The sequence below is a fragment of the Bisgaardia hudsonensis genome, assembly GCF_004345785.1.
GTDB lineage: Bacteria > Pseudomonadota > Gammaproteobacteria > Enterobacterales > Pasteurellaceae > Bisgaardia > Bisgaardia hudsonensis.
The window spans coordinates 189,868-211,823 of record NZ_SLXI01000002.1 but is presented as its reverse complement, the minus strand read 5'-3'; the positions used below and the strand labels follow the sequence as shown (position 1 = coordinate 211,823).

The 21,956-nt window shown below is 30.9% G+C and carries 18 protein-coding genes, 1 other RNA gene and 1 pseudogene; 11 read left to right on the top strand and 9 right to left on the bottom strand.

The annotated features are described in order from the left end of the window. Positions 1–10: 10 nt before the first annotated feature. The 6 genes from EV697_RS03590 (at position 11) to EV697_RS03565 (ending at position 8,736) form a co-directional block, all read left to right on the top strand. Positions 11–304, top strand: coding sequence for a YcgL domain-containing protein (locus EV697_RS03590; protein WP_132022737.1), 294 nt, complete (start codon positions 11–13; stop codon positions 302–304). A 66-nt stretch (positions 305–370) separates the two neighbouring features. Further along, positions 371–1,174, top strand: a complete 804-nt coding sequence (xthA, locus tag EV697_RS03585) for an exodeoxyribonuclease III (protein ID WP_132022734.1) — start codon at positions 371–373, stop codon at positions 1,172–1,174. Positions 1,175–1,187: 13 nt separating this feature from the next. After that, positions 1,188–1,973 (top strand): TIGR01619 family protein, encoded by a 786-nt coding sequence (locus EV697_RS03580; RefSeq protein ID WP_165906464.1) that lies wholly within the window; start codon positions 1,188–1,190, stop codon positions 1,971–1,973. 349 nt (positions 1,974–2,322) lie between these two features. Continuing rightward, entirely contained in the window at positions 2,323–6,819 is a 4,497-nt protein-coding gene (locus tag EV697_RS03575; protein WP_132022730.1) for an exo-alpha-sialidase, read from the top strand. Positions 6,820–7,247: 428 nt separating this feature from the next. After that, positions 7,248–8,183 (top strand): KpsF/GutQ family sugar isomerase, encoded by a 936-nt coding sequence (locus EV697_RS03570; RefSeq protein WP_132022728.1) that lies wholly within the window; start codon positions 7,248–7,250, stop codon positions 8,181–8,183. Positions 8,184–8,187: 4 nt separating this feature from the next. Beyond that, entirely contained in the window at positions 8,188–8,736 is a 549-nt protein-coding gene (locus EV697_RS03565; RefSeq protein WP_132022726.1) for a KdsC family phosphatase, read from the top strand. 83 nt (positions 8,737–8,819) lie between these two features. On the opposite strand, the gene sodC is transcribed toward EV697_RS03565, so the two are convergent. From sodC to EV697_RS03545, 5 genes are all read right to left on the bottom strand, one after another. Next, complete coding sequence (gene sodC, locus EV697_RS03560; protein WP_132022725.1) at positions 8,820–9,386, bottom strand: superoxide dismutase family protein; 567 nt, start codon at positions 9,384–9,386, stop codon at positions 8,820–8,822. A gap of 315 nt (positions 9,387–9,701) precedes the next feature. Then, complete coding sequence (locus EV697_RS09815; protein WP_165906463.1) at positions 9,702–9,872, bottom strand: hypothetical protein; 171 nt, start codon at positions 9,870–9,872, stop codon at positions 9,702–9,704. Positions 9,873–10,034: 162 nt separating this feature from the next. Further along, the gene (locus EV697_RS03555; protein WP_132022723.1) at positions 10,035–10,955 is read right to left on the bottom strand and encodes a DMT family transporter; all 921 of its coding nucleotides are present in this window, start codon (positions 10,953–10,955) and stop codon (positions 10,035–10,037) included. A 117-nt stretch (positions 10,956–11,072) separates the two neighbouring features. Then, complete coding sequence (gene fabA, locus EV697_RS03550; RefSeq protein ID WP_132022721.1) at positions 11,073–11,603, bottom strand: bifunctional 3-hydroxydecanoyl-ACP dehydratase/trans-2-decenoyl-ACP isomerase; 531 nt, start codon at positions 11,601–11,603, stop codon at positions 11,073–11,075. A gap of 123 nt (positions 11,604–11,726) precedes the next feature. Further along, a complete protein-coding gene (locus EV697_RS03545) occupies positions 11,727–12,182 on the bottom strand; it encodes an FxsA family protein (RefSeq protein WP_132022719.1) in 456 nt (151 codons plus the stop codon). A 156-nt stretch (positions 12,183–12,338) separates the two neighbouring features. On the opposite strand from EV697_RS03545, the gene EV697_RS03540 reads away from it, so the two are divergent. From EV697_RS03540 to EV697_RS03520, 5 genes are all read left to right on the top strand, one after another. Then, a complete protein-coding gene (locus EV697_RS03540; RefSeq protein ID WP_132022717.1) occupies positions 12,339–14,105 on the top strand; it encodes a cation:proton antiporter in 1,767 nt (588 codons plus the stop codon). Positions 14,106–14,440: 335 nt separating this feature from the next. Next, positions 14,441–16,468 carry a BCCT family transporter gene (locus EV697_RS03535; protein WP_132022715.1) on the top strand — a complete coding sequence of 676 codons (2,028 nt, stop codon included), beginning with the start codon at positions 14,441–14,443 and terminating at the stop codon, positions 16,466–16,468. 81 nt (positions 16,469–16,549) lie between these two features. Then, positions 16,550–18,469, top strand: coding sequence for a BCCT family transporter (locus EV697_RS03530; protein WP_132022713.1), 1,920 nt, complete (start codon positions 16,550–16,552; stop codon positions 18,467–18,469). Positions 18,470–18,823: 354 nt separating this feature from the next. After that, positions 18,824–19,192: a helix-turn-helix domain-containing protein gene (locus EV697_RS03525; RefSeq protein WP_132022711.1), complete on the top strand. Its 369-nt coding sequence runs from the start codon at positions 18,824–18,826 to the stop codon at positions 19,190–19,192. Between the two features lie 55 nt (positions 19,193–19,247). Then, positions 19,248–19,664, top strand: coding sequence for a type II toxin-antitoxin system HicB family antitoxin (locus tag EV697_RS03520; protein WP_132022709.1), 417 nt, complete (start codon positions 19,248–19,250; stop codon positions 19,662–19,664). 206 nt (positions 19,665–19,870) lie between these two features. Here EV697_RS03520 and EV697_RS09910 read toward each other — a convergent pair whose 3' ends face one another. The 4 genes and pseudogenes from EV697_RS09910 to EV697_RS09955 form a co-directional block, all read right to left on the bottom strand. Continuing rightward, positions 19,871–20,245 (bottom strand): tyrosine-type recombinase/integrase, encoded by a 375-nt coding sequence (locus tag EV697_RS09910; RefSeq protein WP_236824088.1) that lies wholly within the window; start codon positions 20,243–20,245, stop codon positions 19,871–19,873. Between the two features lie 320 nt (positions 20,246–20,565). After that, complete coding sequence (locus EV697_RS09905; protein ID WP_207904089.1) at positions 20,566–20,703, bottom strand: hypothetical protein; 138 nt, start codon at positions 20,701–20,703, stop codon at positions 20,566–20,568. A 432-nt stretch (positions 20,704–21,135) separates the two neighbouring features. Continuing rightward, positions 21,136–21,502: a transfer-messenger RNA gene (gene ssrA / locus EV697_RS03510) on the bottom strand. Between the two features lie 114 nt (positions 21,503–21,616). Next, positions 21,617–21,956, bottom strand: a pseudogene (locus tag EV697_RS09955) (histone); the annotation flags it as partial.

The following is a 21,956-nucleotide window of genomic DNA, read 5'->3' as shown; positions in this document are numbered from 1 at the left end:
GAATAAAACGATGATATGTGCTATTTATAAAAGTAATAAAAAAGCGGGTATGTACCTTTATCTTGCGAAACGCAATGCCTTTGATCCTGTACCAGAAACATTACAGCAAGCTTTTGGCAAACCAATCTTTGTTATGTTATTTAACCTAAAAGGCGAAAAACAATTAGTCAATGCCAATAAAGAAGAAGTATTAAACAATATAATTGAAAATGGATTTTATTTACAAATGCCTAAGTATGAAGAAAATCTTTTTGAAAATTGGTTAAAAAACAACAAAAAAACAACCGCACTACATAATTCCTAAAACTTCACATCATTATAAGGTATAATAAAAATAAATAAATTTAACATTTAGGAAATATCAATAAATATGAAAGTAATGTCTTTTAATATCAATGGATTAAGAGCAAGACCACATCAGCTTGAAGCGATCATTGAACAATATCAACCAGATATATTAGGTTTACAGGAAATAAAAGTTTCTGATGAAGATTTCCCTTATCCATTAGTGGAACATTTTGGCTACCATATTTTTCATCATGGGCAAAAAGGGCATTATGGTGTAGCCTTACTCACGAAAGAAAAACCTAAAGCCGTAAGAAAAGGCTTTCCAACTGATGATGAAAATGCACAAAAACGCATTATTATGGCAGATATGGAAACTGAATTTGGTTTAGTTACTATTATTAACGGCTATTTTCCACAAGGAGAAAGTCGCAAACACGAAACAAAATTCCCTGCAAAACAAAAATTTTATGCAGATCTACAACAATATGTAGAACAAGATCTTAATTCAAATTCCCCTCTCATTATTATGGGAGATATGAATATCAGCCCAACCGATCTTGATATTGGAATTGGAGAAGAAAGTCGAAAACGTTGGTTAAGAACAGGAAAATGTTCATTCTTACCAGAAGAAAGAGAATGGATACAAAGTTTATATAATATAGGTTTAGTTGATACTTTCCGGAATCAACATCCAACAGTGAATGATAAATTCTCGTGGTTTGATTATCGCTCAAAAGGATTTGATGACAACAGAGGCTTAAGAATTGATCATATTATCGTTAATCAAGAGTTAATGACTCGTTGTATTGATACGGGAATAGCTCTTGATATTCGAGCGATGGAAAAACCATCTGATCATGCACCAATTTGGGCAACATTTAAATAATAAGGATAATATAATGGAAATTGAACAAAACTGGCAAAATTATCGCTCAAAAATAAATGATGAAGTTGCTATTTTTTCGGTAAATTTAGGCATTTTTGATCAATTTGCATTAATCCAAGATGAATGCAGAAAAATTCTGCAGATTAACTTATCTTTCTCCACAAAACAAGCCACGATTGTTGAGGATGAAAATTATCAAAATATCTTAAAAGAGATATTCAAAATATCAACATTACTCTCAACTGTAAAAAAAACTTGCTATGTTGGATACAGTATTTCGAGTAAAAAAACGGCTATTTATTTTTATTGTAAAAATGAAAAACCATTATTGGAAATATTAAAACAATTTCCAGAGATAGAAAGCTATTCAGTTCAAAAAGATCCTAATTGGGATATTTACTTTGATTTTCTTATTCCTTCACCTTTAGAAATGAAAATTAATGCAACGGAAGAAATTCTAGCAATGCTTCAACAAAATAATCGTTCTTTAGAAAATATATTTTATATTGAACACACATTTTATTTTTCTGATACAGAAAATATGCGGTTATTTTTAGAAAAAATAGTGGAAAAACGAATTTCATTTGTGAAGTTGCAACATTCACCAATGCCAGTCCCAATAGATGAAGATGAGAATGAAACTGCCTATATAGTACAATTAGATCAAGAGATTGCCTTAAATACACCCGAAATATTCCAATCAGTAGAAATATTTGAAATACTATCTAATCAATTTTCCGCCACTTACGTAGGGTGGGAAAGTCAAGATATATCATTATATAAAAATCATTTGAATTAAAATAATCTCTTAATTAATAAACAAAAATATTATAATTGTTGTCTATTAATTAAAAAATAATCTTTAACCGTTAACTCCAAATAAAGAAAAATCGCTTCAAAAGTCCCTTGATCATAAATAAAATTCCATTACAATAAACTTACCTAAATTTAGACAAATTAGTAGTTAAAATATGTTAACTATCTCACACAATAAAAAATATATTCATCAAAATTTGTGACATCCATCACGAATAATTACTCTAATACTATACTTCATAATGGAGTGAATATATTTTATAACTAATAATCTATTTTATATAGACTGTTATTTGCCTGCTTATTTATTTTTATCTCAATGGAGTAACGAAATGAAAAATCATAAATATATTAGAAGAACAGTTCTAGCAACAATTATCGCATCTACGGTTTCATCATTCGCAATTTCAAATCCTATTTTTAATTTTTCATCAACAAATAACCAAGGACCAGTTGATGTTACTAATCAATTTAGTAATAACAATGCTTTTAATTTAGAAAGTGGTTCATTAACATTTACATTTAAAAATAATTCAACTTCTGGAATATCTACATTATTAGGAGTTACAAATCCAACGACAACGGATAAGTATGTTTGGTTTTATACTAAAATAGAAAATGGAAAAGAAAGATTTGGTATTGAAATAAAAAATGGTAATGCATTAATTAATACTAATAATTTAATAACAGAACCACTGGAAAAAACAGAAGATGGATACAGAACTGTTACTTATACTTTTGATAAAGATCATAATGAAATAAAAATCTATGTTGACGGAATACTAAATAAAACAATTAATAATTCTAAGTTTTTTAAGGATATTGACGGATTATCATCTGCCTATTTAGGTAAATTACATCGCGCAAATAACTACCCAACAAATCCATTAACTGGATTAATATTACAATCTGACGGAACTCCCACTGTTCTCACACAGGAACAAATACTTGAAAAGTATTATGGTGTGCAAGTAAAGCGTCAAGAAGCTCTTCAAAAAAAATTAGAAGAAGAAAGACAAATAGAAGCTAAAAGAAAACAATTCAGTGCCTTTCGTAGTGAAAAATATGAAATATTCAAGCCAAATCAACATGGTTCAAAAAGCTATCGTATTCCATCTTTATTTACAACAAAAAAAGGAACAGTAATTGCAACAATTGATAAAAGACTCCAACATAGCGCTGACTGGGGAAATATCGATACGGTTATCCGTAGAAGTCTAGATGGTGGTTTAACATGGCAAGATGATCAGGTTGTACTTGATTTAAAATCTCAATCTTATAATACTGGAACTCAATCAGCATTTCTTATTGATGCTGTTGTAACACAAGATAAACGTAATGGCCGTATATTTATGTTATTAGACATGTTCCCTGAATCTCAAGGATTTTTTAGTGCAACAACAAGTGCAGCTGATGGACATGGCTACCTAAAAGTAGGTGATAAATACTACAGACAAGTAACCGATAATCAAAATAACAAATATACTGTTAGAGAAGATGGTATTATATACGATATTACAGGCCAACCAACTGATTTTAGAGTAATTACAGAAGGGAATCCCGAAAATCACTTTAATGATTTAGGAGATCTTTACCAAGTTAGTTCAAACACTCGTCATGGAAATATATTCTTAAATTCTCAAGTTCAGGGAAATGATAGTGCCCCATTTAAAGCTTATGTAACTAGTTATTTATGGTTACTGCATAGTGATGATGAGGGAGTTACGTGGTCTACTCCAAAAGATATCACACCTCAAGTTAAAGCTGATTGGATGCGTTTCTTAGGAACAGGACCAGGAACGGGAATCCAATTAAAAAATGGAAATTTAGTATTACCGGTTTATTATACAAATAAACATAATAAACAGTCACCAGCTCTTATCATTAGCAAAGATGGCGGTGAAACTTGGATTAGAGGCGAATCACCACTTGATGCATATTTAGATCAAATTGGTGGCTCAAAAGAAGCTTATTTAACTCAAACAGAAATGACAGAATCACAAATAATAGAGCTAGATAGTGGAAAAATTAAAATGTTTTCAAGAAATCATACAGGTAATGTATTGATTTCAACAAGTTATGATGGAGGACTTTCTTGGAAAAAAGCAGAGGCATTTAGTGACCCAGTATTATTAGATCCTTATTCTCAAATGTCCGTTATTAAGTATTCAAAACGTATAAACGGTAAAGAATATATCCTATTCTCAAATCCTCATCATAGTAATGCTAGACAAAATGGTACAATATATCTAGGAGAGGTTCAAGAAGATGATAGCATCAATTGGAAATACTCAACTAACATCACTACAGGTAGGTACTCCTACAACTCTTTAACTGAATTACCAAATGGTGATATAGGTTTACTTTATGAAGAACAACAAGGAGAAAATATTCAATATGTCCGCTTAAATCTCCAAGAATTATTGTGGCGTGATAATATTATCTATCGTGATACAAGAAATAACTCAGATAATAAAAATATAGATTTAACTACACCAGATAAGGATATTACCTATTATAAAATTGGTGATGGGGAAATAATCCAAGTCGGTACCGGTGTTAATCATGCAAAACTAGTGATAGAAGAAGGTACAGTTACACTTGCTCAAAAACCAGATGAACAAGGTAATAAACAAGCATTTAGCCATGTAACCATAAATGAATTAGGTACATTGCGTATTCCAGAAGAAGGTCAAATAGATTTAGCTAATGTGAAATTAAATGGGGGTTCTATTGACTTAAATGGTAGAAATATTGATATTTCATCTGAAAGTACTAATGGATTAAATCTAGAAGCATTACTTGGTAGCATTACCAATGAAAATGCTAGAGAAACAACTCTGACTTATTCTATCAATGGTACAAATAATTCAATTAAAAATATTGGTTCGGAAACAAGTAAAATAAATTTAGTCTATCAACCATCCGAAAGTAGCGCTAATTTAACCATTACTGGAAATTCTTTTATTAACCAAATTGATGTAAAAACAGGATCAATTACTTATGATGAATATACCGAACATAAAGCAGAAAACATTCTTTTGGTAAATCAAAGTAAACTTAAAGTTTTAAGTGGTGTAGAGGCAACGATTGAGTCATTATCCTTAGCTGATAACAGTAGTTTATATGCTAATATCACAAACAATAAAATATCAAATATAGCTGTTAATACTAAAGGGAATGGTAATATTGAAAAATATGGTGCTGGATTATTAACCTTGAAAGGAAATTTATCTCATACAGGAAAAACACATGTTCATGAGGGTAAATTAGAATTACAAGGAAACGTTGTTTCTAGTCCACTAACGATGGAATCAGGTACCATTTTAGCGGGTAATGGTAGTATCTCAGGAGATACAACATTAAAAGAAAATACCATTATTCAGCCAGGATTTACTCAACCTATTAACGGTATATCATCAAGATCAGCAACAGCATTTAGAAGTGCAGATAGCTTAGATAACGCTTTTTCTGAGCAAACATTAACCTTTAATAAAGTAACAAATGAAGGAACCAAAATAGTACTTCGTGTGAATAATACTCCTGATAATATGAATACCTGGGAACATGACCAAGTATTAATCAGAGGTGACGTGGTTTCAACCGCAACATCAATTCCTGTTGATGTCCAATTTGCAACCAATATTGTCGGTAATTCTGATACTAATAATAATGGTAAAAATGACCCTGATGAAGGTATATCACTTATCCAAGTATTAGGTAAGTCAACAAATGAAACCTTTACTTTAGGTAAGCAATTAGATCGCTATAATCGTGAGAATAGTCTATTCCAATATATTTTAGTGCCATTTAATAAAGAATCTTCTTCATTAGCACAAAATAAATTTGGCGATACAACTAAGATTCCTTTCTTTGATTATCGCTTACAAAACCGTCTTGTAGATCAAGATAATCATCGTGCAGTAATTAATCCTAAAATACCATCTTATCTTGTTGCCAATATAGCAATGCTAAATCAAGGTAATAGCTTACAGCAACAATTTATGAATAATTTATGGTCTCGTAAAACTGCTGGATTCTATGTTGATCAAAAACATAGCAACAGTAATTACCAGTCTAACTTAGGATTTAAGCAATATGGTTATGATTATAAATCTAGCCAAAATAGTACATTATTTGGAGGATATATTCCTTTATCAAATAATACTGAATTACATGCTGGTATTGGATTAAGCCAACAAGATGTAACACCAAATGCAGCGGATGGTTGGAGTAAAGCACGCTATAAATCAACCTCTTTCTTATTAGCTGCTCGTAACCAATGGGATAATGTCATCTTAAATTTAGGATTGGGATATCATAATCACAAAGGTAAATTAAGTGTAGCTGATAACGATGACATCGCTCGTATCAATGGTAAACAGTTACAACTATTAGGTGAAGTAGGATATGAGTTCCAATTAGCTAACTTTATTGTTACGCCGATATATAGACTAACATATCAACATCTAACTACTAGTACAAATGAGCATTTAGGTAATAATTGGGATATTGATTTTGGTAAAAATAAATTAATAAGTCATCGCTTAGGTGCTAACTTCACATGGAAAAATGAGGCTGCTAGATTTGGTATTGGTGCTTTCTATGAAGATAATAGTAACAATATCCATGATATTTTAGTTAAAGCAGATCAAGGTAAAACATTTAAATCAGCTAAACAAGGAAACGCATTCTTAATGCAAGTAAATGCTGACTTTGCTATAACCAAACAGTTCTCCATTGGATTAAGTTTAGATCATCGTCACGCAGTATCAAACGCCAAATTAAAACAAACTCAGTTTGGCGGAAAATTAGAATACAAATTCTAATCTTTGATTTAACTTGATTTTTAATCTAACTAAGGCAGTTTATATGACTGCCTTAATTTTACGATACACTTTATTTAAAACCTAAATGTTCAAATATACTCTCGATAAATATTCTCAACCATTAACATTTGATTACTATTCTGATTAAATATTGATATCACACTTTTCTCTATTACATAGAAATATTAAATTATTTTTTCTGAATATTTATAAGCTGCTTTCTTATTCTAATTTACATTGGTTTTTCTATAATACAAGAGTACAATAAACCACAGTATCACACTTATTAAGATGGAAAATAAAACCATAAAAAACTTAATAATGTTTTATATTATTAATAATTTATATATTCAAGAATAAATTTATTTCTAAAAAATTGCCCAATCATTATTTACCAATAATATTGATATAATGAGACCTAAAATAAAATGAATTATTTACATATTGCTCAAAATACGCTAGATGCCGAAAAACAAGCCTTAGAAAAGCTAAGCCAAAATTTAGACTCAAATTTTAATGAAGTGATTGATCTTATTTTAAAATGTGAAGGTCGTTTAGTTATTGGTGGAATTGGAAAATCGGGTTTAATAGGAAAAAAAATGGTTGCAACCTTTGCCTCTACAGGTACTCCAAGTTTTTTTCTACACCCTACCGAAGCATTTCATGGCGATCTTGGTATGTTAAAACCAATAGATATTGTCATGCTGATCTCTTATAGTGGTGAAACCGATGATATTAATAAACTCATTCCAAGTTTAAAAAATTTTGGTAACAAGATTATTGCCTTAACAGGAAATAAACGTTCTACTTTGGCAAAACACGCTGATTATATCTTAGATATTACTGTTGAACGAGAAGTCTGCCCGAATAATTTAGCACCAACAACTTCAGCCCTTATTACATTAGCCTTAGGTGATGCTCTTGCCGTTTCACTGATCACTGCCCGTAATTTCCAACCAGCCGATTTTGCAAAGTTTCATCCTGGTGGAAGTCTTGGTCGTCGTTTACTTTGTCGAGTGAAAGATCAAATGCAAACCCGTTTACCTATTGCAACACTAAATACCTGTTTTACTGATTGCTTAAGCATCATGAATGAAGGACGTATGGGTGTAGCAATTATAATGGAGGGAAACGAACTAAAAGGAATCATCACCGATGGCGATATTCGCCGAGCTTTAACAACTAATGGTAACGAAACACTAAACAAAGTAGCAAAAGAATTAATGACTAGCAATCCAAAAACAATCCATCAAGATTGCTATCTATCCGAAGCGGAAGACCTAATGAAAGAGAAAAAAATTCACTCATTAGTTGCAGTTGATAATCATAACCAAGTCGTCGGACTTATTGAATTTTCGAGTTAATATTATGTCTCTAAATGAAAAATTAAAAAAAATCAAACTTGTTATTACAGACGTTGATGGTGTTCTTACTGATGGTTCATTACATTATGACTCTAATGGCGAAGTGGTGAAAACCTTTAATGTTCGTGATGGTCTAGGTATTAGAATGCTTGTTGAAAATGGTATTCAAGTTGCAGTTCTTTCTGGGCGTGACTCCCCTATTTTGCGTAAACGTATTCAAGATTTAGGAATTAAATTATTTTTCTTAGGTAAATTAGAAAAAGAAAGAGCTTGTTTTGAATTGATGAAGCAAGCCAATGTATCAGCTGAAGAAACAGCCTATATTGGCGATGATTCAGTTGATTTGCCCGCTTTTGCTATTTGTGAATTAGCTTTTGCTGTTGCTGATGCAATGCCTTATATAAAAAGTTGTGCAGATCATATTTTACAATTACAGGGTGGTAAAGGTGCGGTAAGAGAAGTGTCTGATATGATCTTAAAAGCACAAGGTAAATCTGATGTTTACACAACCGCACAAGGATTTTTGAAAATGGCAAGAAAAATGGCACAGTAAATAAAAAAACAAGAAATTAAACCGCACTTTAAAATTATTACCTATAGAAGTGCGGTTTAAAGCTTAATAAATTTAACTATCTATTATTTAATAACACCACATGCCATTCTAGGACCACCACCTCCTAAAGGTGCAGGATGATCTGAATGATTATCACCACCAGCATGAATCATAATTGAATGTCCTTTAATTTCATTTAATGATTTCAAACGAGGTGCCAATACTGGATTAGTTGAATTTCCTTCATTATCAACATAAAGCGCTGGTAAATCACCTAAATGAGCATCATCAGACCATGGATAGCCGTGTTGTTTGGTATTTTTAGGATCCCAATGACCGCCAGCGCCTAATCCTGCCACTAACTTACCTTCTTTTTCTTTAGGTTCACAGCTTGGATTTTGATGGATATGGAAACCATGTAAACCAACTGTCAAATCATGTAACTCAGGAGTAAATACCAAACCATACTTTGATTCTGTTACATAAATACGACCCACATCTTTATTTCCATTAACAGGATCTAGCTGAACAACTTCTATAACTAAAGATTTTATATCATGTTTATGATTATGTGATTCATGAGCAACTACTTGTGATGACATTACTCCCCCAAAAATAGCTAAACCTAAACTAAGTAATGCTTTTTTCATTCTATCCTCTCTTATTTTATTTTTCATATTTCATATTTCATATTTCATATTTCATATTTCATATTTCATATTTCATATTTCATATTTCATATTTCATATTTCATTATATTAAAAAATTATTATGAAGCAATAGGAATATTATTCTGTAATATGTTTAGGGTTATTATAATCCTTATAACTATCAGATGATATAAAACAACCAATAATTATCAATTTTTATCTAAAAAGATCTTCATTCATAAAAAATCTGAACCTTAATTAATATTGAGTATCAAATTATTGAAGAGCAATTCAAAGTGCGGTTATTTTTAATACTCATCGATCTTTATGATAAAAATAATAACCTGCCGATAACAAAACTACTGGAAAAAACATTAATCCATCTATAATTTTATCTAAAGTTAATTTATTTTCTAAAAAGGCATATAAAATACTTATTAAAAAAAATCCTATGGTTAGGGTTAATACTTTAAGCCAATATTTCATAATTTATATCCTATTTGTTAGTAAATAATTTTATTTATTTTCTAAAATATAACATTTATTTCAAAGTTTAAAAATAATTACACTTTATACTTTTAATAAAGCAAATCAGGTATTTCCTATCATTTTAATATCAAAATTCAAACGGTAGTGATTGCTTTTATATTATTTCAAATTAATTTTTCTAATTCCCAAAGCATACATACAACTCATAATAACGATAATCCCACTTAATATTTGCCATATTGTTAATGTTTCATTAAGAAAAATATAGGCAAAAATACTAGCAAAAAATGGAACAATAAGTTGCAATATATTAAAAACCACAATCCCTTGTTTTTGAATAACTTGAAAAGACATTAGCATTCCAGTCGCAATACCATATATCCCAGCAAGAATAAGAGCAAAAAGTAAAAGATCCTGAGAAGTCAATGTAAGCTGTTGTATTTTTCCATTAGCTACACTAATGAATAAATTAATTAATCCTGCAATTAAAGCCGTAAAAGAACTAATTACAATTGCATTAATTTGATTATTCATCGACTTAATAACTAAACTTTGAATACCTTGAATGGAAATTGCAATAAAAAGAAATATTGCACCTAATAAAAAATTGTTATCAATATTGATATTAGCTCCACCTTTTTGTACAACAAAAAATATTGAAGCTAAAATAGCGATAACACTACCAATATAGAAGTTTTTTTGCTTTACTCTTTGTCGTTCATCAATATAAAAAAAAGCGGCTATTCCAATCGAAATAGGCATAGCAAGAATTGCAAAAATACTTGCGGTAGTTGCACTTGTATAAGCTATTCCTTGTATAAATAAGTACATATTAATAGTCATTAAAATACCAAGAGAAATAACTTTTGTTAATAACGTTTTTTGTTTAAAAACGATAAAATATTGCGAATAAAATCGCCACATTCCATAAGCTAGTAGCAAAGTTCCACCTGATAAAAAACGAACCATATTGTTATTATTTACATCAAAATGTAGGCTCATATAACGTAAAATAGGAAACCCTAGCCCTAATAAAATAAGATAGCATAAATTATATATATAATTGGCCTCTACTTTCATTATTCATATTCTCCTTAATTAACAACTGGTTTATATAATAATAAAAAAAGACCCAAGTGCATAGGGATATACAACTTGAGTCAAATCAAGGGAAAATAATCAATTAATATTTAAAAATTAAAATGTAGAAGTATCTTGAAAGAGTCCAACTTTTAAATCTGTTGCCGTATAAATGACGCGTCCATCAACTTCAACTTCTCCATCAGCTAAACCCATTACTAATTTTCGATTAATTACACGTTTCATATTAATTTTATAAGTAACTTTCTTTGAAGTTGGTAATATTTGCCCTGTAAATTTTACTTCGCCAACCCCTAATGCTCGCCCTTTTCCTTTACCACCAATCCAACCAAGATAAAATCCAACCAACTGCCACATTGCATCAAGACCTAAACAACCAGGCATAACAGGATCACCAATAAAGTGACAAGCAAAAAAAGGTAAATCAGCGTGAATATCTAGTTCGGCTTCAATATAACCTTTACCAAAATTACCACCATCTTCATTCATTTCAACTATACGATCCATCATTAGCATTGTAGGAGCGGGTAACTGTGGTCCTTCAGAACCAAACAATTCCCCTCGCCCAGAGGCTAGTAGATCTTCATAACTATAACTATTTTTTTTAATTGATATATTGGTACTCATTAATCTTATTCCCTATCATATTACAAATATTATATATTCTTGAATTTCAATACCGTAATTGTATCAGCATAATTGCCAATTTAAAATAGCTAACAGTTGTTAGCTCAAGTTATCCGATGAGTTTTATTTATCTTGTTTATCATCACTACGTTCAAATTCTACATCAAGGATAGTATCATCTGATCGATTTGATTGCTGACGATAATTGGCAGAAATAAATTTACTGAATAATAAATCTAAAACAAGATTTTGTAGTATCTTTCTTGTGAATGGAACAATTAATAACACTGCCAAAATATCACTTAAAAATCCAGGAATTAAAAATAGAATACCCGCTATTAACATAATAATTGGAGCTGTCAGTTCTTTTACTGTGAATGTTCCTACTTGTATCTGCTTTTGAATATTAAAAGCAGTCATAGCACCTTGTAGTCTAATTAACCATATTCCTACAATAGATATTATTATCATTGAAACGATAACACCAAAAGCACCGATGGTAGAGCCTATCATTATAATTAATGAAATTTCACAATAGAAATAAAGGAAAAGACTAATAAAAAAAATAATCCTATACATAACAACCCTTTTATAAATTTATCTCTAAGCTACACTGCTTTTTTATAAAACTCAAATCAATTTTATTTCTCAATAAGAAAATTTGTTAGCTTTACTATTATTCAACCATTTTATACAATGCGTCGTCATTTTTGTTAATCTTAAAGGAAAGATTTTATGGATATAGCACTACTACTATCAGGGATAGTCGGTTTGGGTATTCTTGCACAATGGCTTGCTTGGTATTTAAAGCAGCCTTCTATATTATTTCTATTATTAATCGGTGTATTAGTTGGGCCTGTGTTAGGATTATTCCATCCTGACGAAGTATTAGGTGATCTCCTCTTTCCCTTTATTTCCTTAGGTGTTGCCGTAATACTTTTTGAAGGCGCATTAACACTAGAATTTGAAGAGATTAAACATAATAGTAGAATGGTTCAATTACTTGTTTCCGTGGGAATGTTAATTACAGTAACCGTGTTATCTCTCGCTAGTTATGTATTATTCGATTTAGATTGGCGAATAGCACTTTTGTTTGGTTCACTCGTTTGTGTTACAGGACCAACAGTTATTGTGCCTTTATTAAGAAGTGTTAGACCAACAAACACTATCTCTAATATTCTAAAATGGGAAGGTATTATTATTGATCCTATCGGTGCTATTGCAGTAGTATTAGTTTATGAATATATCATTTCTGGCGGTGCAAGTAATGAGATAACTACATTCCTAAAAATATTTTCCATTGCAATGATCTTAGGTATGGTTGGTGCCTGGGTATTAGCAAAGTTAATAAAAAAACACTTAATTCCTGAATATTTACGTAATGTTTTTGTTTTATCTTATGTCTTATTTTTATTTTCAATCTCTAACCATTTTGCACACGAATCTGGCTTATTAACAGTAACAATTCTAGGTGTTGCACTGGCAAACTGGAAAGATTTTCCTAAAGAACACATTTTAGAGTTTAAAGAATCACTTACTGTTTTACTGATTTCGACTTTATTTATTATTCTTGCGGCAAGAATGAATTTAAATGATCTATATGGCGTTGGAATACCTGGTGTTATTTTATTATTAATTGCTATGTTTATTGCTCGCCCATTAGCTATCTGGGCTTCATCTATTGGTTCTGGATTGACATTAAATGAAAAACTAATGATCAGCTGGATTGGTCCTCGCGGAATTGTTGCAGCGGCAATTTCATCTTTGTTTGCAATTAAATTACAAGATTCAGGTATTCAAGGCGTGGAACTTCTTGTACCTTTAGTCTTTACTATTATTATGGGAACTGTTCTCATTCAGGGACTAGGCGCTAAAACAGTAGCAAGAATTCTTGGTGTAAGAAAAGTTGCCGACTCGGGTGTTCTTATCGTAGGAGCAAATCCAGTAGCTTTATTGATAGCACAGTCTTTAAAAGAGCTTGGTATTGAAGTATTGGTTGCTGCAAGTCATTATGGTGATATATCAAAAGCAAGAATGATGGGATTACGCACCTACTATGGTAGCCCAATATCTACTCACGCTGATAATAATTTAGATTTAATTGGCATAGGTTATTTATTTGCGATGAGTACAGATAAAGAAATGAATACATTATGTGAGCTTCACTATAAACATGAATTTAAAGAGGGAAATATTTTCCGTCTACGTTTTAGTGATGATAATAACCAAAATGCACGTAGTGATAAGCAAGATAATTATAAATCAAATTGGTTATTCAATGATGATGTTACTTATGCCAAATTAGCCAGTATGGTATCGAAAAAAGCAAGAGTAAAAGTAACTAACATAACTGAAAATTATACTTATGAACAATATAAAGAGGATAATAAGCAATTTGTTCCTTTATACAGTGTTGATGAAAATAATATTATTCAAATTCTTAACAGTAAAAATCAAACTGTGCCAACAAATTGTCGTTTTGTTGCGTTGATTAGTGAATAAAATAAACTAAGGTAATTACTTTTCATTAAGTAATTACCTTAAATATTCACACAATCAATCTTCTTTTTTCTTTAAATATCCCCTAATATATTAATGGTATTTTGATTATTAGCCTATTTTTTGCTATAATTTCGTATCCATTCCGTAAGTTAAAGTAAGTGTCTATAATTGTTTAAGTTAAATTTTATATTTTCTTGCAATAAAATAACGTGCAATTTTACCTATTATTTTACGAAATCTTTCGCTAATTTCTATTCTTATCTTTTATCTCAAATAAAAGAAACGACTTTAAATTATTTATCAATAACTCAAAATTTATAAGGAGTATCATTATTGTGATTTTCTCGAAATTTATTCATAATAAATCTTCATTTAATCCCTCAGTAATTACGATTACATTATTAATGGTAATATTTCTTGTTCTATCTACGCTAATATTTCCAGATGGAACAACAGATGTTATTAATTGGGCTAAAGCAAGTATTTTCAAAAATTTTAGTTGGTTTTACATCTTAAGTTTCTCCATCTTTTTATTCTTCTTACTGATTCTTTCTGTTAGTAGTCTAGGTAGTATAAAATTAGGGGCAAATGAAGAAGAACCCGAATTTAATTTCCTCTCTTGGCTTGCTATGTTATTTGCAGCAGGTATGGGGGTTGGATTAATGTTCTTTGGTGTTGCTGAACCGCTAAGTCATTATAACTCTACTATCACGTCTGGAGTTGCAGAACAAAGACAACAAGCAGCCTTACTACATACATTTTTCCACTGGGGTATTCATGCCTGGGCAGTATATGCCGTTATTGCATTAGCTCTAGCGTATTTCGGATTCCGTTATAAATTACCATTAGCATTACGTTCTTGTTTCTACCCATTATTAAAGGATCGTATTAACGGTAAACTAGGCGATTTTATTGATATTTTGGCCTTAATTGCCACATTATTCGGTATTATTACAACCCTTGGATTTGGTGCATCACAATTAGGCGCAGGTCTAGTTAGTTTAGGATTCTTGGAAGAAAGTGGTTATGGTATTCAAATTATCATTATCTGTGTAGTAATGACACTAGCTGTCATATCAGCTATTTCAGGTGTTGGTAAAGGAGTCAAAATATTAAGTGAAATAAATCTTAGCTTAGCTATGTTATTACTGATATTTGTTTTAGTTGCAGGACCAACATTATATCTTCTTTCTTCTTTTAGTGATAATTTAGGCACTTATTTTAGTAATATTATCAATCTAAGTTTCAAAACTTATGTTTATGAAAGCGAGCATACCAGTTGGTTTACAGGTTGGACTGTTCTTTATTGGGCTTGGTGGTGTTCTTGGGCGCCATTTGTTGGATTATTCATCGCTCGAATTTCTCGAGGTAGAACAATTCGTGAATTTATCTTTGGTGTATTAGCTATTCCGACTTTATTCTGTATTTTATGGTTTACAGTGTTTGGTAATACAGCGATTTGGTTAGATGATACTATTGCACAAGGTACATTGCGTGCATTAACCTCATCACCAGAAAAATTATTATTTGAATTTTTAAATTATTTACCAATGCCTCTTATTTCTGGGATACTTGCACTGGTAATTATTTCATTATTCTTTATTACTTCTGCTGACTCGGGAATATACGTATTAAACAATATCGCCTCTCGTGATAAAAGCGTCTCTTCGCCAAAATGGCAAAGCGCAATGTGGGGTGTTTTAATGGCGGTTGTTTCTATTGTGTTACTAGGCGCTGGTGGATTAGGCACCTTACAAGCGATGACATTAATTGCAGCCCTCCCTTTTGCTGTATTAATGATTATTATGTGTGTTAGTTTATGGAAAGGTGTTACTGCTGACCAAAAATATTTTGGTGCTAAAGTTACTCCAACAAGTATATTCTGGACAGGTGATAAATGGAAAGATCGTTTAGGTCAAATGCTAAATCAAACTCAAGAAAAAGATATTCTTAAGTTCTTAAAATACACAGCATTACCTGCAATGCGAGAATTACGTCAAGAATTGATTGCTGTACATAATTTAAATGTTGAAGTAGTACAATCTATTGCCGAAGAAGAAGCTCATATAGAAATCATTATTAAGAAAGAATCAATGCGTGATTTTATGTATGGTATTAAATCTGTTGGTCATGATGTATCAGATCAACTAATTAATGATGATCATTTACCACATATTCAACATTCAACAACTTATCAACCAATCACATATTTCTTTGATGGTCGTACAGGTTATGATGTACAATATATGTCGCGTACAGAGATTATTGCTGATATACTAAAACAATATGAACGTTACTTGAGTTTATTAGATGATGTCGGTCAAGAACTAATGTCTCATGAAAAAACTGAATTAGCAGAATAATCACTAATTCATTAATTAAATAATTTAAAACGCACTCCTTGATTGATATCATAGAGTGCGTTTCTCTATATAAAAAAATTTATGCTCAAAATTCAAAGTACCTTTAATCATAAAGTTGTTATTAGTAGCCTGCTTATTTGTATTTCTATTATTGTTTTTTTATTGTTTGAACCAGCATTATCAATCAAATATCTTAACGTTATAAAACAAAGCATCTTTAAAAATTTTAGTTGGTTTTATATATTAACGAGTACTTTTTTTGTATTTTTTCTCGTATTTTTATCTGTAAGTCGCTATGGCGATATAAAACTTGGTGATGATAACGAAGAACCCGAATTTAACTTAACAGCTTGGTTTTCTTTATTATTTACCGCAGGGATGGGAATAGGTATTATATTTTTGGGGGTATCTGAACCACTTTCCCATGTATTATCACCAATAACTAATCAATATATTGAAAAACAAGCATTATTTCAAAGTATTTTTCACTGGAGTATTAATGCTTGGGCTATATACGGCATTATTGCCCTAGCCATTGCTTATTTTGGTTTTCGATATAAATTACCTTTATCTTTACGTTCGTGTTTTTATCCCCTTTTTAAGCAACGTATTGAGGGAAATCTAGGCGATATTATTGATATATTAGGCATCTGCACGACATTATTTGGCATTACAACAACCCTTTGTTATAGTGCTGTTCGGCTTACATCTGCTTTTGCAGAACATAATATTACTATTCAATTTATATTAGGTGCGGTCGGATTTATCGCCATTTTAATCTCCCTTAGAAAGCTTTCATCAGGATTACAATTCGTCAGCCATATCAACCTAATTTTATCAATATGTTTAATGTTATTTGTCCTTTTTGTCGGCCCTACTTCTTATTTACTTTCCGCATTTACAGAAAATATTGGATATTATTTTAGTAGTCTTATACAGGTAGGCTTCAAAACCTATATTTACCAGCCTGAATATCAATCTTGGTTTACTGAATGGACAATACTCTATTGGGCCTGGTGGTTTTCTTGGGCACCCTCTTTTGGTATCTTTATTGCTCGTATTTCTCGTGGACGAACGATTCGCGAATTTATTTTTGGTGTATTAATTGTGCCAAGCATCTTTTTTATTTTATGGTTTACCATATTTGGTAATGGAGCAATCTGGATAAATGAAAATATTGCTGATGGAAAACTAAATGAATTTATTGATCAATCTGGAAAATTACTTTTTACTTTTCTGAGCTATTTACCTTTTTCTAAACTATCTTATTACATTACCTTTATCATTATTTTATTATTTTTTATCACAACCATTGATTTTGGTGTGTATATTTTAAATAACATCTCATCAAAAGATAAAAGTGTCGTTTCACCAAGATGGCAAATTATAATGTGGGGAATTATTCTCGCTATATCAAGTTTTACGCTATTTCAAATAGGTGGAATTGAGGCATTACAAGCCACTATGCTGATCTTCTCACTTCCTTTTGCTATTTCTATGATAATAATGACATTTAGCTTATTAAAAGGACTACGTTTCGATTACGAATATTATAACCGTGCTTATGATTCCCAACGCTGGTTAACAGATGATTGGCGTGAAAGTCTTACTAATTTATTAACTTCTCATGATCAACAAGATTCAATAAGTTACTTAAAAACTACCGCACTTATTGCAATGCGTGAAGTCAGACAAGAATTAATCGGAATACACGAACTTGATGTCCACTTAGAAAATAATTTTGTAACTGAAGATCCGAGCTTAGTTTTCACAATAAAACTTCCCAATAATGAGCAATTTAACTATATTCTAAGAACCATAGAATGTGAAGAAACTACAGATAATAATTCAGAAGAAACATCAAAATATTACAAATTACAAATTTGTAATAGTAATGTAGAACTACCTTATGAAATCCATCACTTATCTAAAAATGAATTAATTGCCGATATATTACAAAATTATGAACAAAGCTTATTAAACCTATCATCAATAGATTAAATAAATATTATCTTGCTTTGGCTACAAGGCAAGAAAAAAAGCTAAGGGGCTGGGGTATATAAAAAGCTCAGCTTAAAATGCCTAAATACCGCACGTTGAACTTCATTTTATTGCTAATACAATTTTTAGGTGTCAAAGATGATAACGCCTAGACATTCAAAAAATTGTTAAAAACTGCGACCTCGACCCCATGGAGTAAAGGTGTCTCTTAGGAGAACCTTTTAATAATTAAGCAAATAAACAATAAGAAAAAACAGAAAATAATTAGACTTTGACTAGTTAAATATTAATAATATAAATTAATTATCTTATTATGTAATCATTAAAAAATATTTATTTTTAGTAAGGAATTAAATGAAACCACAATACATGAATAATACAAATGGTAAACCACAATTTGTAGTATTACCAATAGAAGAATTTAAAAGACTAACCGCTATTGATGATGATTTACTATTCCAAGATATACCATACCAAGCAGATCAAACAGATAATGAAACAATACCTAATGAAGTTGTTAATATTATGCTTGATCAAGATATTAGCCTATTAGCTGCTTGGCGTGTGTATCGTGGTCTATCTCAATATGAGGTAGCAGATAGAATAGGATTAACACAATCCTCTATTTCTCAAGCTGAGAAAAAAGGATCTGAACCACAACAAAAAACTTGTGAACGTTTAGCTAGCGTTTATAACTGTAAGCCTGAACAATTAATTTTATAGATAACAATAAGTTAGTTTTTTTACCATACACTTATAAAATAAAAGGAATAAAATCATGTACTATCCAGCGATATTTACTAATGCACTTGAAGGTGGTTATGTTGTAACATTTCCAGATATTCCAGAAGCTATCACTCAAGGTAATACTTTTGAAGAGGCAATAGAAATGGCGGAAGATGTATTGTTATCTTGTGTAGAAATCTATTTTAGTGAAGATAGAAAATTTCCACAAAATAGAGCTTTACTAGAAAATGAAACAGCCGTTTCTTTACCTGAAAGTGTTTATCTTAAAATTTTACTACATAACACCATGATTGAACAATCAATATCCAAAGTTCAATTAGCTAGATTAACAAATATTAGACCGCCAGAAATACAACGTATATTAACACCTACTCATAACACCAAAATTGATACAATAGGTAGAGTGTTTCATACTCTCGGTAAACAATTACAGATTACAATAATCTAAATGGTAATGTCATAGGTCAATTATCATTTCTTTTTTAATTTTCTTAATTCTGTGTTTAGTTTTGTAGTTTTTCAGAATAATTAGAATATAAAAAAGAATGTTTAGTTGATCAATTAGCCCATATTAAATAGTTCATTTACAAAGTAATAAAAATATTGATGAAAATCACCGAAATCCACTAAAAGTAACATCATTTTACATATAAATCATTGATCATTTAAGTAAGTGCTGGCAATACTTCTTAATCCATGAACGACGAACTTCCCCTTATATCCCATTCTCTTTATGACTGAATTAGCAATCTGTGGGTTTGTATAAGTCATCGGGTTTCTAACGCTAGGAAATAGATACTCTTTATCTCCACTTAATTTTTTTATTTCTCTCAATAATGATGTAGCTTGAGTAGATAAGGTTATCTTATACTCTCTGCCTCGTTCATTCTCTTGAATTCCTTTTTTAATATAAATAGTCCATATTCTTTCTTTTCCGTTTATACCACTATATTTAGCGGTAGCACTTTCTTGTAGTCTAGTAATAGTAATTAATTGCCATAGGATTAAATAATGAGTTTGTAGGTAAATTTGAGTTTGATGTAAAGCAGTAAGGAACTCTGGTAAATCTTCAGGTTTAATCGTCTTGAAATGTTCTACTTTTGGGCTATCAAACTCTTTTGATAGAGTCTCAGTAGGATTGTAAGGAATAATATCTCACCTTACAGCATAATTCATAATTTCATTAAGTTTCTAAATAGAACGTTTTAATTTTTCTTGGTTTCCAGCTTCTTGTATATATTTAAACGCTTTTAACACCATTGAGGCGGTAATATCTTTGATTGGCAAGTTCTCAAAAGTGGGATTAATACTCTATCTATATTAAACTTGTTACATCTTTAAACGTAATCCTATGAAAAGTTAGCTCGCCCTTTGCGATATTCTAACCATTCCATAGCGATTGTTTTAAACGTGTTATTAATGGCTCGCTTTTCTTGTTGTCCTTTTTGTTCTTCGTATAAACCTGGATCAACATCTTTCGCCAACAATGCTATATTCTTCCCTAACTCTAGCTTGTTGTAATGATACAGTTAGGTAATTCCCTAAACTGATATTATTTCTTTTTTGGCAATAAGCTGCTAATAATTAAATAACCATAACTTACTACCTATTAGGCTTTATTCTTTATCTTTTGGTTTCGCCTTATCAATTTCTGTATTAGTCAAAGGTTTAGTAATACGAGACATAAAATAATCCTTTTTTAGAACACTATTATATAACGCTTAAGTCTTATATATAAAGGCTCTAGCGTTTTTTAGTAACACTAAATTAGTGTTACTATGGCTTGATGTTACTTCCAGTATTACTAAAAAGCAAGGATTTAAGCGAACTTTAAGGAACTTAAAAAGATAAGAAAAAAGGCTAGAACCTTGTAAATTCTAGCCTTTGTGAACTCTTTTGAACTTTAAAAAACTTTGATTTGGTGGAGCTGGGGGGAGTTGAACCCCCGTCCGAAATCACTCTACCTTCAGCACTACACGTTTAGTCTAGTCTTTAATTTCGCTTATTCACTGCGGACAGACACGCGATAAATAAACTAGTTTGATTTAATTTAATGCTTCGATCCTCAAACGGGGGCTTCCACACGATCTCGTTTTGGTTTGACTCCTCTTGATCCCCGTCTTACGAGCGGAAGCTGGGGAGAGAAGGCTAAATGCAGGTTATTAAGCTGCTAAAGCGTATTGTTCGTCGTTTGCGACTATTTTTTTGCGGTTTATTTACGAGGCCTACCGCACCTCGACGTGCACCTTGGGCTTTGCTAATCCCGTCGAATCCAAAATCAGCCCCTGATTTTTGCTATTTTAATAGAATTTCAAGAAAACTACAACAAATAAAAGGAAGAAACAATGTTCTTCCTTTTATTTCAGAAATAACAAATATAATAATATTTATAAAAATATCTTATTTTTGTCCAGACGTATCAGTCATCTTATCCATAGCAGCATCTTTCATTTCTTCTGCTTTATTCATAGCAGAATCTTTCATTTCTGTTGCAGTCTCTTTCATATCCGCCGCTTTATTCATCGCGGCATCTTTCATTTCTGCTACTTTTTCTGTTGCAGTATCTTTCATTTCTTCTGCTTTTTCTGTTGCAGTATCTTTCATTTCTTCTGCTTTTTCTGTTGCAGTATCTTTCATTTCTTCTGCTTTTTCTGTTGCAGTATCTTTCATTTCTTCTGCTTTTTCTGTTGCAGTATCTTTCATTTCTTCTGCTTTTTCTGTTGCAGTATCTTTCATTTCT